12 protein-coding genes are annotated in these 14169 nt (G+C 73.2%); 9 read left to right on the forward strand and 3 right to left on the reverse strand.

Annotated elements, in window-relative coordinates:
* The first annotated feature begins 241 nt into the window (after positions 1 to 241).
* Positions 242 to 2446, forward strand: a complete 2205-nt coding sequence (locus tag ACWCPI_RS27845; RefSeq protein ID WP_451040712.1) for a molybdopterin oxidoreductase family protein — start codon at positions 242 to 244, stop codon at positions 2444 to 2446.
* 99 nt (positions 2447 to 2545) lie between these two features.
* Here ACWCPI_RS27845 and ACWCPI_RS27850 read toward each other — a convergent pair whose 3' ends face one another.
* Positions 2546 to 2977, reverse strand: coding sequence for a gamma-glutamylcyclotransferase family protein (locus tag ACWCPI_RS27850; RefSeq protein ID WP_451040713.1), 432 nt, complete (start codon positions 2975 to 2977; stop codon positions 2546 to 2548).
* Positions 2978 to 3086: 109 nt separating this feature from the next.
* Here ACWCPI_RS27850 and ACWCPI_RS27855 point away from each other — a divergent pair, with 109 nt between their 5' ends.
* The 4 genes from ACWCPI_RS27855 (at position 3087) to ACWCPI_RS27870 (ending at position 7516) form a co-directional block, all read left to right on the forward strand.
* Positions 3087 to 4736, forward strand: a complete 1650-nt coding sequence (locus ACWCPI_RS27855) for a M4 family metallopeptidase (protein WP_451040714.1) — start codon at positions 3087 to 3089, stop codon at positions 4734 to 4736.
* Between the two features lie 113 nt (positions 4737 to 4849).
* Complete coding sequence (locus tag ACWCPI_RS27860) at positions 4850 to 5779, forward strand: aminoglycoside phosphotransferase family protein (protein ID WP_451040715.1); 930 nt, start codon at positions 4850 to 4852, stop codon at positions 5777 to 5779.
* A 360-nt stretch (positions 5780 to 6139) separates the two neighbouring features.
* On the forward strand, positions 6140 to 6661 hold the full coding sequence (locus tag ACWCPI_RS27865) for a hypothetical protein (protein WP_451040716.1): 522 nt from the start codon (positions 6140 to 6142) through the stop codon (positions 6659 to 6661).
* A gap of 117 nt (positions 6662 to 6778) precedes the next feature.
* Entirely contained in the window at positions 6779 to 7516 is a 738-nt protein-coding gene (locus tag ACWCPI_RS27870; RefSeq protein WP_451040717.1) for a class F sortase, read from the forward strand.
* On the opposite strand, the gene ACWCPI_RS27875 is transcribed toward ACWCPI_RS27870, so the two are convergent.
* Complete coding sequence (locus ACWCPI_RS27875) at positions 7454 to 7855, reverse strand: winged helix-turn-helix transcriptional regulator (protein ID WP_451040718.1); 402 nt, start codon at positions 7853 to 7855, stop codon at positions 7454 to 7456. The genes ACWCPI_RS27870 and ACWCPI_RS27875 overlap by 63 nt on opposite strands.
* A 96-nt stretch (positions 7856 to 7951) precedes the next feature.
* Here ACWCPI_RS27875 and ACWCPI_RS27880 point away from each other — a divergent pair, with 96 nt between their 5' ends.
* On the forward strand, positions 7952 to 8857 hold the full coding sequence (locus ACWCPI_RS27880; RefSeq protein WP_451040719.1) for an NAD(P)-dependent oxidoreductase: 906 nt from the start codon (positions 7952 to 7954) through the stop codon (positions 8855 to 8857).
* A gap of 1 nt (position 8858) precedes the next feature.
* Here ACWCPI_RS27880 and cpt read toward each other — a convergent pair whose 3' ends face one another.
* On the reverse strand, positions 8859 to 9398 hold the full coding sequence (gene cpt / locus ACWCPI_RS27885; RefSeq protein ID WP_451040720.1) for a chloramphenicol phosphotransferase CPT: 540 nt from the start codon (positions 9396 to 9398) through the stop codon (positions 8859 to 8861).
* Positions 9399 to 9993: 595 nt separating this feature from the next.
* Here cpt and ACWCPI_RS27890 point away from each other — a divergent pair.
* From ACWCPI_RS27890 to nirD, 3 genes are read left to right on the forward strand one after another with little or no spacing between them, the layout of a single operon-like run.
* Entirely contained in the window at positions 9994 to 11208 is a 1215-nt protein-coding gene (locus ACWCPI_RS27890; RefSeq protein WP_451040721.1) for an NAD(P)/FAD-dependent oxidoreductase, read from the forward strand.
* Positions 11208 to 13805, forward strand: a complete 2598-nt coding sequence (gene nirB / locus ACWCPI_RS27895) for a nitrite reductase large subunit NirB (protein WP_451040722.1) — start codon at positions 11208 to 11210, stop codon at positions 13803 to 13805. The genes ACWCPI_RS27890 and nirB overlap by 1 nt, the downstream gene beginning before the upstream one ends.
* The gene (nirD, locus tag ACWCPI_RS27900; protein WP_451040723.1) at positions 13802 to 14155 is read left to right on the forward strand and encodes a nitrite reductase small subunit NirD; all 354 of its coding nucleotides are present in this window, start codon (positions 13802 to 13804) and stop codon (positions 14153 to 14155) included. The genes nirB and nirD overlap by 4 nt, the downstream gene beginning before the upstream one ends.
* Positions 14156 to 14169 lie beyond the last annotated feature (14 nt).

The raw sequence follows: 14169 nt of genomic DNA on the forward strand, positions 1-14169 counted from the left end.
GGGCCACGACTGTAACCCCGGCTCTTCAAATCTCAACTAGCTGTGACCGGCCAATCGCGGTACGGAATGAGACACGCGAGCCGAATTCCGCACCAGCGGCAACTCCGGTACCGGTCGGCGGCGACAAGGGGAGGGCGCCTGTGCGCCTCACGGCGGCCGGGCGGCGACGGGGAGGTCACCGTCCCGGCCGCGTAACAGGGAGCCGCCGTGCGCGTAACACGCCGGAAGCACGCTGAAGGGCATGCAGAACTCCGCGACGCCCACGCACTGCCCGTACTGCGCCCTGCAGTGCGGAATGAACCTCACGCCCACGCAGGACGGGGGTGTCGCGGTGGTCGAGCGGCCGGACTTCCCGGTGAACAAGGGGGCGCTGTGCGGCAAGGGCCGTACGGCGCCGGCGGTCCTGGCCGCGGGCGTCCGTCTGACCTCACCGCTGGTGCGGTCGGGCGGCACGCTCGTGCCGGCCGGCTGGGACGAGGCGCTCGACCGCGTCGCCGAGGGGCTTCGCCGCACTCGTGCGGAACACGGCCCGGACGCGTGCGGGGTCTTCGGCGGGGGCGGTCTGACCAACGAGAAGGCCTACAGCCTCGGCAAGTTCGCGAGGATCGTGCTCGGCACCTCGCAGATCGACTACAACGGCCGTTTCTGCATGTCGTCGGCGGCGGCCGCGGGCATGAAGGCGTTCGGGCTGGACCGCGGTCTGCCCTTCCCTCTGGAGGACATCCCGAAGACGGGCTGCGTCGTCCTCGTCGGCTCGAACCTGGCGGAGACGATGCCGCCGTCGCTCCGGTTCTTCAACGAACTGCGCGAGAACGGCGGCACGCTGATCGTCGTCGACCCGCGCCGTACGAAGACCGCCGAGCAGGCCGACCTGCACCTGATGCCCCGGCCCGGCACCGACCTCGCGCTCGCCCTCGGCCTGCTGCACCTGGTCGTCGCCGAGGGGCGGGTGGACGAGGAGTACGTCCAGGAGCGCACGGTCGGCTGGGAGGACGCGCGGGCCGCGGCGATGGCGCACTGGCCGGAGTACGTGGAGCGGATCACGGGGGTGTCCGTTCCGCAACTCCGGGAGACCGTGCGGATGTTCTGCGAGCCGGAGCACGCGATGGTGTTGACCGCGCGTGGGCCCGAGCAGCAGTCCAAGGGCACCGACACCGTGGGCGCGTGGATCAACTTGTGCCTGGCGACGGGGCGGGCGGGCCGGCCGCTGTCCGGCTACGGCTGTCTGACCGGGCAGGGCAACGGGCAGGGCGGGCGTGAACACGGCCAGAAGGCCGACCAGTTGCCCGGCTACCGCAAGCTGGACGACCCGGCGGCGCGGCGGCATGTGGCCGAGGTGTGGGGTGTGGACCCGGACAGCCTTCCGGGGCCCGGCCGCAGCGCGTACGAGCTGCTGGACGCCCTCGGCACGGACATCAGGTCCCTGCTGCTGATGGGATCCAACCCGGTGGTGTCGGCGCCGCGCGCCGCGCACGTCGAGGAGCGCATCAGGTCCCTCGACTTCCTGGCGGTGTGCGACGTGGTGCTGTCGGAGACGGCGGCGCTCGCGGACGTCGTCCTTCCGGTCACCCAGTGGGCCGAGGAGACGGGCACGACGACGAACCTGGAGGGCCGGGTGCTGCTGCGGCGGCGCGCGGTCACCCCTCCCGAGGGCGTGCGCAGCGACCTGGAGGTCATGCACGAGCTCGCGGCCCGGCTGGGCGGCGAGCGGGGCCTGGAGAAGGGCTTCCCGACCGACCCCGAGGAGGTCTTCGAGGAGCTGCGCCGGGCGAGCGCGGGCGGAGCGGCGGACTACTCGGGGATCACGTACCGCAGGCTGGTGGAGGAGAACGGGGTGTTCTGGCCGTGTCCCGCCGCGCTCTCCGCGCAGGACGCCGAGGACGCCGAGGACTGCGGGGACTGCGAGGACGCCTCGCTGGACTCGTCGGCGCGGGCCGACGACGACCCGGCGCAGGGGGACGGCGACACCACCGGCGCGGTGCACCCCGGTACGCCCCGCCTCTTCCTCGACCGGTTCGCCACACCGGACGGACGGGCGCGCTTCGCCCCCGTCTCGCACCGGGCCGCCGCCGAGGAGCCCGACGACGAGTACCCGGTGCTGCTGACGACCGGGCGGGTCGTGGCGCAGTACCAGTCCGGCGCCCAGACCCGCCGTGTCGACGAGCTGAACACCGCCGCGCCGGGCCCGTTCGTGGAACTGCACCCGCGGCTCGCGGCCCGCCTGGGCGCGGCCGAGGGCGACCCCGTGGCCGTGGTCTCGCGCCGGGGCCGGGCGGTGGCCCCCGCCCGCATCACGACCGGCATCCGCCCGGACACGGTCTTCATGCCGTTCCACTGGCCGGGCGAGGGCCGCGCCAACACCCTGACCAACCCGGCGCTCGACCCGACGTCGCGGATGCCGGAGTTCAAGGCGTGCGCGGTGCGGGTGGAGGCGGTGAAACCGTAGGAGGCCGGTGAGGTGGGGACGGCGAAACCGAAGGCGACCGGTGGGGTGGAGGCGGTGAAACCGTAGGCGACCTGCGGCCGGCGGCCCGCCCGACCGGCGTCAGCCGCGGCGAATCGCCCAGTCACCCGTCTCGATGACACGGCCGTGCGCCCGCAGCCGGATCGCGACAGCCGGCGCGGCCACGTACACCCACGCCCGCACGGCCGTTCCGTCGGCGCGCACCACCTGGCGGGCGATGCGCTCGTAGAGGTTGCGCGGGTCGGCCGGGGCGTACTCCTCCAGCCGGTCCAGGGCCGCCAGGAGCGCGGGGTACTCCTCGGGGCGGGCCGTGACGAGCTCGCCGTGGACGGTGCCGCCCGCGCCCGGTTCCTCGACGGCGTACGGATAGCCCGGACCGTCGTACAGCCGCGCCCCCACGAGCCGCGCCGGTTCCTCCGCGAGGGTGCGGCCGCGCAGGAAGCGGTCGTGGTTGGACTCACCGGGGCGCAGGGTGCCGTAGACGAAGAACGGGAGTCGGGGAGAGAGGGTCACAGAAAGGATTCTCTCCTCTCACACACCTGCACGGATTCACCCTGGCCACGGCATGTGCACGGCCCCTTGAATCTTGGCAATCTCTGCGCCGCCCAGTTCAAGGAGACCGATGAGCCGAATACGGCTGCACGCCCGAGGTTCCCGACGCGCCACGGTGGGCCTCGCCTCCGCCGCGATCGCCGCCCTCCTCACCACCACCCTCTCCCCCACCGCCGGCGCGGACGACAGGCCGTCCCGGGCCACCGCGATCGAGAACGCGGCGTCGGCCCTCCGGAGCCAGGCGCGCGGCCTCGGGCTGACGACGGCTCAGGACACCACCGTGCGCGACGTGATCGTGGACGCGGACGGCACACAGCATGTGCGCTACGACCGCACCTACCGCCAACTGCCTGTGCTGGGCGGTGACTTCGTGGTCCACCTGGCGAAGGACGGCACGTACCGCGGCGCCTCGCGCGCCACCCGGGACACGGTCTTCGTACCGAGTGTGACACCGGCGGTCCCGGCGCCCAGGGCGGCCGACCTCGCGGCGAGCGCGCTGCGTGCCGTGAACGTCGGCGAGACGCTGAAGCGGCTCACCTCCCGGCCCGAACTGGTCGTCGACGCCCTGCACGGCGCCCCGAAGCTGGCCTGGCGGACGAGCGCCGTCGCACAGGACTCCCGAGGCAACCCGGTCGCCCGCACCGTGCTGACCGACGCCCGCACCGGCACGCAGATCGACGCGTGGGACGACCTGGAGTCGGCGACGGGCGACGGGAAGTCGCTGTACGGCGGCACGGTGCCGCTGGAGACGACGCCCTCGGGGTCGGCGTACCAGCTGAAGGACCCGACGCGCGGCGGCACCTACACCGGGGACGCCGAGAACAGGACGGATCTGTGCGTCCTCACCGTCTGCCTCGGCCGCGCCCCCGCGACGGCCTTCACGGACGCCGACAACCACTGGGGCACGGGCGCGGCGACCGACCGCTCCACGGCCGCGGTCGACGCGCAGTACGGCACGGACGTGACGTGGGACTACTACGAGGACATCCACGGCCGCAGGGGCATCGCGGGCGACGGCAAGGGGTCGTACAACCGCGTGCACTACGGCAAGGACTACAACAACGCCTTCTGGGACGACCGTTGTTTCTGCATGACGTACGGCGACGGGGACGGCACCCAGCTGGGCCCCCTGGTGTCGCTGGACGTGGCCGGGCACGAGATGACGCACGGCGTGACGTCGAAGACGGCGGCGCTGACGTACTCGGGTGAGTCCGGCGGTCTGAACGAGGCCACGTCCGATGTCTTCGGCACGCTCGTGGAGTTCCACGCGTCGAACACCGCCGACCCGGGGGACTACCTGATCGGCGAGAAGGTGGTCCGGTCGGGGTTCCCGCGCAACGCCCTGCGCTACATGGACAAGCCGTCGAAGGACGGCAAGTCAGTGGACTGCTGGAGCACGGCGACGAAGGACCTCGACGTCCACTACTCCTCGGGGGTCGGCAACCACTTCGCCTATCTCCTCGCCGAGGGCAGCGGGGCGAGGACCGTGAACGGCGTCAGCTACAACTCGCCGACCTGTGACGGCTCTTCGGTGAACGGGATCGGCCGGGACAAGCTGGGGAAGATCTGGTACCGGGCATTGACGGTCTACATGACGTCCTCGACGAACTACGCCGGGGCGCGGTCGGCGACGCTCAGCGCGGCCGAGGACCTGTACGGGCCGGGGAGTGCCGAGCACGGCGCCGTGGGGGCCGCCTGGAGCGCGGTGAACGTGGGCTGAGCCGCGCCACGCGACGGCCCGGGGCGGGGCCCAGGGCCGTGAAAAGCCGTGGCCGTGGTGGGGGCGGGCGGATACGCTCCGCTGTCGACCCGCCCCTGCCACCACGGAGTTTCATGCCTTCGCCCACGAGGATGCACGCCGACGAACTGGACATCGACGAAACGCTGGTCGCCCGGCTCGTCGCGGAGCAGTTCCCCCGGTGGCGTGGGTTGCCGGTGGCGCGTGTCGAGTCCTCCGGGACCGACAACGCGATGTACCGGCTGGGCGCCGACAAGGTCGTACGGCTGCCGCGGCTGCCCGGCGGATCTCACCAGATCGTGCGGGAGCAGCGCTGGCTGCCGCGGCTGGCCCCGCGTCTGCCCCTGGCGGTGCCGGCACCGCTGGGGCTGGGTGAGCCGGGCGCCGGCTATGCCCTGCCCTGGGGCGTGTACGGCTGGCTGGACGGCGACAACGCCTACGACGCGCCGCCGGCCGACCCGGTCGCCGCGGCAGCGCGGTTGGGGCGTTTCACCGCGGCGCTGCGGGCGGTGGACGCGACGGGCGGTCCGCCGTCGTTCCGCGGTGGTCCGGTCGCCGAGCGGGACGTGTACGTCCGGGCCGCGATCCGCGACCTGAGTGCCGCCGGCACGCTGGACGCCGCGCTCGCCACCGCGGTGTGGGAGGAGACCCTGCGGCTGCCGCGGTGGGACGCCGAGCCCGTCTGGCTGCACGCCGACCTCCTCCCCGGCAACCTGCTGACCCGCGCCGGACGCCTCACCGCGGTCATCGACTTCGGTGGGCTCGGGGTCGGGGACCCTGCGGCCGACACCATCGCGGCGTGGGCGGTCTTCGGCGCCGGAGCCCGTGAGGCGTTCCGGGCGGCGGCCGACGTCGACGACGCGACCTGGGCGCGGGGCCGGGGGTGGGCCCTGTGCTTCGGGCTGACGGCCGAGCACCACTACGGCGACGTGTGCGGGAACGGCACGAATCCGGTGCTGGCGCAAGTGGGGCGCCGGGCAGTGGGTGAGGTGCTGGCGGAGCACGCGGGCGGCCGGCCGTGCTGACCCGCGGCCGGCCCGGCGTGCGGCTTCACTGATCACGGGCCGGGACGTAGGTGGGCGGGCGCCTTGGCCCGGGGTGGGCCCCCGCCCGTGCGGTCCTTTCCGGTCACCCATTCACACGTGTGCGCCGCGCCCTTCGGCGACTTTTCCGTCCGACGTCCGTAGCAAGTCGATGACCTGCTGAAACATCGGCGGCACGGCGTTCGGGCACTCCCGCCCGACACCCGTTCACCGCGTTTCTGACGTCCTCTCAGGAAGCGCTCCCGTCCCACTGCCCCTTACCTCAAAAGGGCAGGGCTCGGCCGAGGCGGCGGCACCTGGGGGTGCCGCGGGTCGTGGGCCCGTGCGCTCGGAGGAGCATCGATGCGACGTACCGCTCGTCTGCTGACCGGGACCGCGTTGGCCGTCGGCGCCGTCGGTCTCGTCGTCACGCCCGCGTACGGCGGTGACGGTGGTGGGCTGGAGGTGGATCCGTCCTCGGTCGTGCCGGGCGGGCAGGTGACCGTGAACACGGCTGCCTGCGGCGACGGCGGTTCGGCGGCGGGGGACGCCAGCGCGGTGGGGGCCGGTTCGTTCACGCTGGCGCCGAGCACGCACGGGCGGGAGGCGAACGGGCGGTTCCGGGTGCCGCCGAGCGCGCAGCCGGGGACGTACGAGATCGTCGCGACCTGCGCCGAGGGCGGCCGGCGGGTGACGGGGGACCTGGTGGTCACGCTGACGGCCCCGCGCGAGCAGGTGCATCCCAGAGGAAGTGTGAAGACGGGGGTCGGCGGCGCTCTCGGCACCGACCCCGTACAGACCGCGGCAGGCGTGGCGGCTCTCGCCGTCGCCGCCGCGGGCGGTACCTGGCTCCTGCATCGCCGGGCGAGAGGCGACGGGATCTGACGGACACCCTCCGCTGTCCGTCCACCGGTACCGCACGTCCCCTCCCCCTCCGGGTCCGACGCCCCTCGCGGCCCGGAGGGGGACGAGGGCGGCCCGAGGAGAGTCCAGGAGGCTCACGTGCGCAGTCGCCGCAGCGTCGGCAACGCCGCCATAGCCGCGGCCACCGCCCTGGCCCTGTGCTGCGGCGCCTGGCTGCTGCACAGCGGCGCCGAGACCCACGCCCCGCCGCAGCCCTCCGCCGCGCAGGCCGGGGAAGCCGGGGAAGCCGGGGAAGCCGGGGAAGCCGAGGAAAGCGCCTCGCCCGGGTCGGGGAGGACCGCCGACCGGGGTTCCGGGGTGGGTGACCCGCCCACGTCGCACACGGACCCGCCCGCCCGGCGCACGGCCGCCCCGGCGCTCCCGCCCTCCCCGCCCGACCGCATCCGCATCCCCTCGATCCGCGTCGACGCGCCCCTCATGGGCCTGGGCCTGACGAAGACCGGCAGCCTCGACGTCCCGCCCGCCGAGCGCGACAACCTCGCAGGCTGGTACGAGGCGGGCACGACGCCCGGCGAGACGGGCACCGCGATCGTCGCCGGCCATGTCGACAACGCCGACGGACCCGCCGTCTTCTACCGCCTCGGCGCCCTGAAGAAGGGCAGCACGATCGAGGTGGGCCGGCGTGACGGCGGCACGGCCGTCTTCACCGTGCACGCCGTCGAGGTGTACGACGCGAAGGACTTCCCCGACGAGAAGGTGTACGGCCCGGCGCCGCGCCCCGAGCTGCGGGTGATCACCTGCGGCGGCGGTTACTCACGGACGACCGGGTACCAGGGGAACGTCGTCGTGTTCGCGCATCTCACCGGCAGCCGCTGACCGCTGCGGGTACGCCTCCAGGATGTTCTCCCGGCCCCAGGTCCCGAGCGGGGCCAGCGCCTCGTTGAGCGAACTGCCCAGCGGGGTCAGCGAGTACTCGACGCGCGGCGGCACCTCGTCGTACGCCTCGCGGTGCACGATGCCGTCGGCCTCCAGCTCCCGCAGCTGGGCGGCGAGCACCTTCTCGGTCACACCCGGCAGCTCCCGGCGCAGCGCCCCGAAGCGGCAGGGACGTTCGCCGAGCGCCCACAGGATGAGCACCTTCCACTTGCCGCCGACCACGTCCATCGCGGCGTCGACGCCGCAGACGTACGCCCCCGGCCGCCGTCCGACCCCCATGTCGTCCCTCCCCTGCCTGGACCCTTTCCCGGTGGTAACCACCCACTTCCAAGTACGTACTTGAGCGGGCCGTTCCCCCACATGACCCTAAACGTCATGACTGACAACCCGGTTGACCCGCGCGACTCCCGCACTCCCCTCACCCTCCTCGGCACCGGCGCCATGGGCACCGCCCTGGCCCGCGCCTGGCTCGCCGCCGGACATCCCGTCACCGTCTGGAACCGCACCCCGGCCCGGGCCGAGCCGCTGGCCGCCGAGGGCGCGACGGTCGCCCCGGACGCGGCCGGGGCGGTGGCCGCGAGCCGACTGGTCGTCGTCTGCCTGCTGGACGACGCATCGGTCGGCGAGGCGCTCGACGACGCCGACCTGACCGGCCGCGACCTGGTGAACCTCACCACCGGGACGCCCGCCCAGGGCCGCGCCCGCGCCGCCTGGGCCGAGGCACGCGGCGCCCGCTTCCTGGACGCCGGCGTCATGGCCGTACCGCCGATGATCGGGGCCTCGGAGTCGGGGGCGTACGTCTTCTACAGCGGCTCGCCCGGCGCTTTCGAAGAGCACGCCGACACTCTCGCCGTCCCGGCCGCCGCCCGGTACGTGGGCGCCGACCCCGGGTTCGCGGCGCTGCACGACGTGGCGTTGCTGAGCGCGATGAGCGGCATGTTCGCGGGCGTTCTGCACGCCTTCGCGCTGATCCGGCGGGAGGACATCGCCCCGAAGGACTTCGCGCCGCTGCTGGTGTCGTGGCTCGGCGCGATGGCACCCGCCGCGCACAAGGCCGCCGAGCAGCTGGAGAGCGGCGACTTCGCCACAGGTGTCGTCTCCAACCTCGCGATGCAGGTCGCGGGCAACGCCACGCTGCTGGCCACGGCCGAGGAGCAGGGCGTGAGCGCGGAACTGCTGACGCCGTACGCGGCCCTGCTGGAACGGTGGCTGGGCGAGGGGCACGGGGACGAGGACACGACGGGGGCGGTGGACCTGCTGCTGCGCGCGGAGCGGTCGTAGGTCAGCCCACGCGCGCGGCGATGGTCCGCGCGCAGTCCAGCGACTCGGTGCGGGTGGTGTCCACCTCCAGGTCGTAGGCCACGCCCTTGTGGACGAGGTCGGCCTGGGACTCGGCCATCCCCCGCTGCCGGTCGCCTCGGACGATCTCGCGGCCCGCGGCGACCCGGGCCTCGCAGCGGACCGCGACCCACAGCACGTCCAGTCCGGCCAGGGCCGTGCGCCAGCGCTCCTGGGAGGCGGCGCCGCCCAGGAAGACGTCGTCGACGATCACGCGGGCGCCCGCGCGGGCCATCGCGGCCACGCCGGTCATCCACGCCCGCTCGAGGGCGCGGAACTGCGGCCCGACGCTCACCTCTCCGTCCGGCGCGAACCCGATGCCGTCGCCCGGCTCCTTGAGGGACGGGGGCAGGGAGTCGACCAGCCCGTCGATGCCGACGCTGAGCCACGGGTCCGGCAGCACCGCCTGGAGACAGCGGGCGATCCCGGACTTGCCCGAGCTGGAGCCGCCGTTGAGCACGATGACCTGAAGGTGTGTCGTCACGGGGCAACCCTAGATCGGCCGCCCGGTGGCCCCCACTCGGCAGGTTCACCGGCAGCGCGACGAGCGCGTGCACCAGTACCGCGCGTGAGCCGTCGCCGGGCTCGACGCCGAGCAGCCGCCGCACCGGCGCCCGCTGTCGGCGCCCCGTCGGCGCCCCGAGGAGCCGCGAGGAGCCCCAGTGGGACGCATGCCACACCACCGGAAACGCGAGCACCGCGTAGGCGAAACGGCGCCACGTCCCGGCGGTGAAGGGCTCGCGGACCACCCGCCGCACCCGTGCCGCAGCGCTGTCCGTGGTGGCCGCGGCGTCCCGCACCGCGCTCCGCGCCTCGTGACCATCGTCCGTCCCCCTGGGCGTGACCTGCGGGAACCGGGCTCCCAGGTTCCCGCAGCGCCCGCGCCGCAGGCGATGGTGGCCACACCCGGACCGGGGTCAGGTCAGCCCCACCCGCGCCCCTCCGTATCCGCCTCACAGCCCGGCCCCCGCGTCCCTCCGAACCCTCACACCGCGCCCCGGTCCCCGCTGAGGGCAGCGTTCCTCGCGGGAAACAGACGTGATGCGGTCGGGAAACACCCGCGCCGCACGCTCGATGCCATGACCTCGAATACGCGTGTGGTGGTGATCGGCGCCGGACTCGCGGGCGTTCGGCTCGCCCGGCGGCTCGGCGAGTTCGGCACGCCCGTGACCCTCGTCGGCGAGGAGGAGCACCGCCCGTACAACCGGGTGCTGCTCGCCGAGGTGCTGGCCGGCCGCTACAGCCCCGACGTGATCGCCCTCCCGGCGCCCGCGGGGCTGACGCGCGGCCGGGTCACCGGGATCGACCGCGAGGCGCGAGCCGTGCACCTCGCGGACGGCTCGCGGATCGCATACGACACGCTCGTGCTCGCCACCGGCTCCAACCCCGTACTTCCGCCGCTGCGCGGCCTGTTCACCCCCGACCACGTGCTGCCCGAAGGCGTGCATGCCTTCCGCACGATGGACGACTGCCTGGGCCTGTCCAAGGCGGTACGACCGGGTGTGCGGGCCGTGGTCATCGGTGGCGGGCTCCTCGGGGTCTCCGCGGCCCGTGCGCTCGCGCTGCGCGGCGCGCAGGTCGTGCTCGCCCAGCAGTCCGAGCGGCTGATGGAGCGTCAGCTCGACCCGGCCGCCTCGAAACTGGTCCGGCGGCACCTCACCGACCTCGGCGTAGAGGTCCACACCGACCTGCGGGTGCGGGACGTGCGCTGCGTCGGCGGCGCGGTCCGCTCGGTGGAGATGGCCGACGGATACGCGCTCGACGCCGACCTCGTGGTCCTGGCCTGCGGGGTCCACCCTCGCGTGGGTCTGGCGCAGGCCGCCGGACTGGACGTGCGCAAGGGCGTCGTCGTCGACGACGAACTGCGCACCTCCGACCCGCACATCCGGGCCGTCGGCGACTGCGCGCAGCACGACGGCACGGTCTACGGGCTGGCCGCGCCCGCGCTGGAACAGGCGGACGTGCTCGCCGAGTTGCTGGCGGGGGACGCGGGCGCCCGCTACACCGGCACCCGGGCGCTGACCCGGCTGACACTGGCCGGTGAGGGCTTCTTCGACCTCGCCGCGTTCGGCGAGACGGAGGCCCTTCCCGGCGACGACGTCGTGCAGCTCGCCGACGCCACCCGCGGTACCTACCGCAAGGTCGTCGTGCGTGACGACCGCCTGGTCGGCGGGGTCCTCGTCGGCGAACTGGGCACCGTCGGCGCGCTCGCCCGCGCCTGGGAGGGAGCAGAGCCGCTCCCGTCCGACGGCGGCCCTCTGCTCCACCTGCTCACCAACGATGGAGGCTCCTGATGACGGCCACCCCGGGGGCTACCCCCACGATCGTGCTCGTCGGCCATGGCATGGTCGGCCAGCGCTTCCTCGAAGCGCTCGCCGAGCGCGGCCTGACCGCCACGCACCGCGTGGTCGTACTGTGCGAAGAGCCGCGTCCGGCGTACGACCGCGTGGCGCTCACCTCCTACTTCTCGGGCAAGACACCCGAGGACCTGTCCATGACGGACATGGAGTTCATCAAGGACCACGGCATCGAGCTGTACGTCGGTGACCCGGCCGTCTCCGTCGACCGCGAGGCGAAGAAGGTCACGGCCAGGTCCGGCGAGGTCTTCGAGTACGAGACCCTCGTCCTCGCCACCGGCTCCTACCCCTTCGTGCCGCCGGTGCCGAACAAGGACGCCGAGGGCTGCTTCGTCTACCGCACGATCGAGGACCTGCTCGCGATCGAGGAGTACGCGAAGACGAAGGCCACCACGGGTGCCGTCGTCGGCGGCGGTCTGCTCGGCCTGGAGGCCGCGGGCGCCCTGAAGGGCCTGGGCGTCGAGTCGCACATCGTGGAGTTCGCGCCGCGCCTGATGCCGGTGCAGGTCGACGAGGGCGGCGGCGCCGCGCTGCTGCGCACGATCGAGGACATGGGCCTGAGCGTGCACACGGGCGTGGGCACGCAGGAGATCGTCGTCGACGAGTCCGGTGCCGTGACCGGCATGAAGCTCTCCGACGGCTCCGAACTGGCCACCGACATGGTGGTGTTCTCCGCCGGTGTCCGCCCTCGCGACCAGCTGGCCCGCGACTGCGGCCTCACGGTCGGCGAGCGCGGTGGCATCGCCGTCGACGAGCAGTGCCGTACGGTCTCCGACCCGCACGTGTTCGCGATCGGCGAGTGCGCCCTGGCCGCCGACGGCCGGGTGTACGGCCTGGTCGCCCCCGGCTACGAGCAGGCCGAGACGGCCGCCGCGACGATCGCCGAGGACGAGGCGGAGTTCACCGGCGCCGACCTGTCCACCAAGCTGAAGCTGCTCGGCGTGGACGTGGCGTCCTTCGGTGACGCGCACGGCACCGCCGAGGACTGCCTGGACGTCGTCTACTCCGACTCCCGCGCGGGCCTGTACAAGAAGCTGGTCATCGGCCGCGACGGCACGCTGCTCGGCGGCATCCTGGTCGGTGACGCGGAGGCGTACGGCACGCTGAAGGCGTTCACCGGCTCCGTCCCGCCCGTCTCGCCCGAGTCGCTGGTGCTGCCGGCCGGTGCCGGGGCCCCCGCGCAGCTCGGCCCGTCGGCCCTGCCCGACGACGCGGTCGTCTGCTCCTGCCACAACGTCACCAAGGGCACGATCCGCGGCGCGGTCACCGACCACCAGTGCACGACCGTGCCCGAGGTGAAGAAGTGCACCAAGGCCGGCACCGGCTGCGGCTCCTGCGTGAAGGTCCTCGGCCAGCTGGTCACCGCCGAGCTGGAGGCGTCCGGCGTCGAGGTCGACAAGGGCCTGTGCGGCTGCTTCTCGCAGACCCGCGAGGAGTTGTACGAGATCGTCCTCGCCCTGCGCATCAACACCTACCAGGACCTGCTCGACCGCTACGGCCGCGACGGCGCCAAGGGCGGCGACGGCTGCGAGATCTGCAAGCCGGCCGTCGGCTCGATCATCGCTTCCCTCGCCCCGACGATCGGCGCGAGCGGCTACGTCCTGGACGGTGAGCAGGCGGCCCTGCAGGACAGCAACGACCACTTCCTCGCCAACATCCAGAAGAACGGCTCGTACTCGATCGTGCCGCGCGTCCCCGGCGGTGAGATCACCCCGGAGAAGCTGATCGTGATCGGCGAGGTCGCCCGCGACTTCGGTCTCTACACGAAGATCACCGGCGGCCAGCGGATCGACCTGTTCGGCGCGCGCGTCGAGCAGCTCCCGCTGATCTGGGCCAGGTTGGTGGACGCCGGCTTCGAGTCCGGGCACGCGTACGGCAAGGCGCTGCGTACGGTGAAGTCCTGTGTCGGGCAGACCTGGTGCCGCTACGGCGTCCAGGACTCCGTCCGGATGGCGATCGACCTGGAGCTGCGCTACCGGGGGCTCAGGTCCCCGCACAAGCTGAAGTCGGCGGTCTCGGGCTGCCAGCGCGAGTGCGCGGAGGCCCAGTCGAAGGACTTCGGCGTGATCGCCACCGCCAACGGCTGGAACCTGTACGTCGGCGGCAACGGCGGCGCCACCCCGCGCCACGCGGACCTGCTGGCGCAGGACCTGTCCGACGCCGAGCTGATCCGCCTGATCGACCGGTTCCTGATGTTCTACATCCGCACCGCGGACCGCCTGGAGCGCACGAGCGTGTGGCTGGAGCGGATCCCCGGCGGCCTGGACCATGTGCGCGAGGTGGTCGTGGAGGACTCCCTCGGTATCTGCGAGGAGCTGGAGTCGCTGATGGCGGCACACGTCGCGAACTACCGCGACGAGTGGGCGGAGACCATCAACGACCCCGAGAAGCTCGCCCGCTTCGTCTCCTTCGTCAACGCCCCCGACACCCCCGACCCGGTCGTCGGCTTCGTGCCCGAGCGCGACCAGATCAAGCCCGACCTGCCGCTGCTGACCATCGGCCACCGTCCCCTGGAAGGAAGCGCCCAGCGATGACCCTGGCACCCGAGACAACCGACCTGAAGGTCCAAGTACAGCTGGGCGCGGACTGGTTGACGGTCTGTGACCTGACCCGGCTGCTCCCCGGCCGCGGTGTGGCGGCCCTGCTGCCGAACGGCGACCAGGTGGCCCTGTTCCGCGACCGCGCCGGACAGCTGTACGCCATCGACAACCGCGACCCGTTCAGCGGGGCGGCGGTCCTCTCCCGCGGCCTGACCGGCACCCACCAGGGCCGTCCGTTCGTGGCCTCGCCCCTGCTGAAGCAGCGGTTCGACCTGGAGTCGGGGCAGTGCCTGGATGACGAGTCGGTGCGGATCGCGACGTACGAGGTGCGAAGCACCGGATAGCAGCGTACGGGCGC

The sequence above is a fragment of the Streptomyces sp. NPDC001920 genome (assembly GCF_053594495.1).

Coding starts and splice junctions, on each gene's coding strand:
- ACWCPI_RS27845 (WP_451040712.1), top strand. CDS start 242: ATGCAGAACTCCGCGACGCCCACGCACTGCCCGTACTGCGCCCTGCAG.
- ACWCPI_RS27855 (WP_451040714.1), top strand. CDS start 3,087: ATGAGCCGAATACGGCTGCACGCCCGAGGTTCCCGACGCGCCACGGTG.
- ACWCPI_RS27860 (WP_451040715.1), top strand. CDS start 4,850: ATGCCTTCGCCCACGAGGATGCACGCCGACGAACTGGACATCGACGAA.
- ACWCPI_RS27865 (WP_451040716.1), top strand. CDS start 6,140: ATGCGACGTACCGCTCGTCTGCTGACCGGGACCGCGTTGGCCGTCGGC.
- ACWCPI_RS27875 (WP_451040718.1), bottom strand. CDS start 7,855: ATGGGGGTCGGACGGCGGCCGGGGGCGTACGTCTGCGGCGTCGACGCC.
- ACWCPI_RS27880 (WP_451040719.1), top strand. CDS start 7,952: ATGACTGACAACCCGGTTGACCCGCGCGACTCCCGCACTCCCCTCACC.
- ACWCPI_RS27890 (WP_451040721.1), top strand. CDS start 9,994: ATGACCTCGAATACGCGTGTGGTGGTGATCGGCGCCGGACTCGCGGGC.
- nirB (WP_451040722.1), top strand. CDS start 11,208: ATGACGGCCACCCCGGGGGCTACCCCCACGATCGTGCTCGTCGGCCAT.
- nirD (WP_451040723.1), top strand. CDS start 13,802: ATGACCCTGGCACCCGAGACAACCGACCTGAAGGTCCAAGTACAGCTG.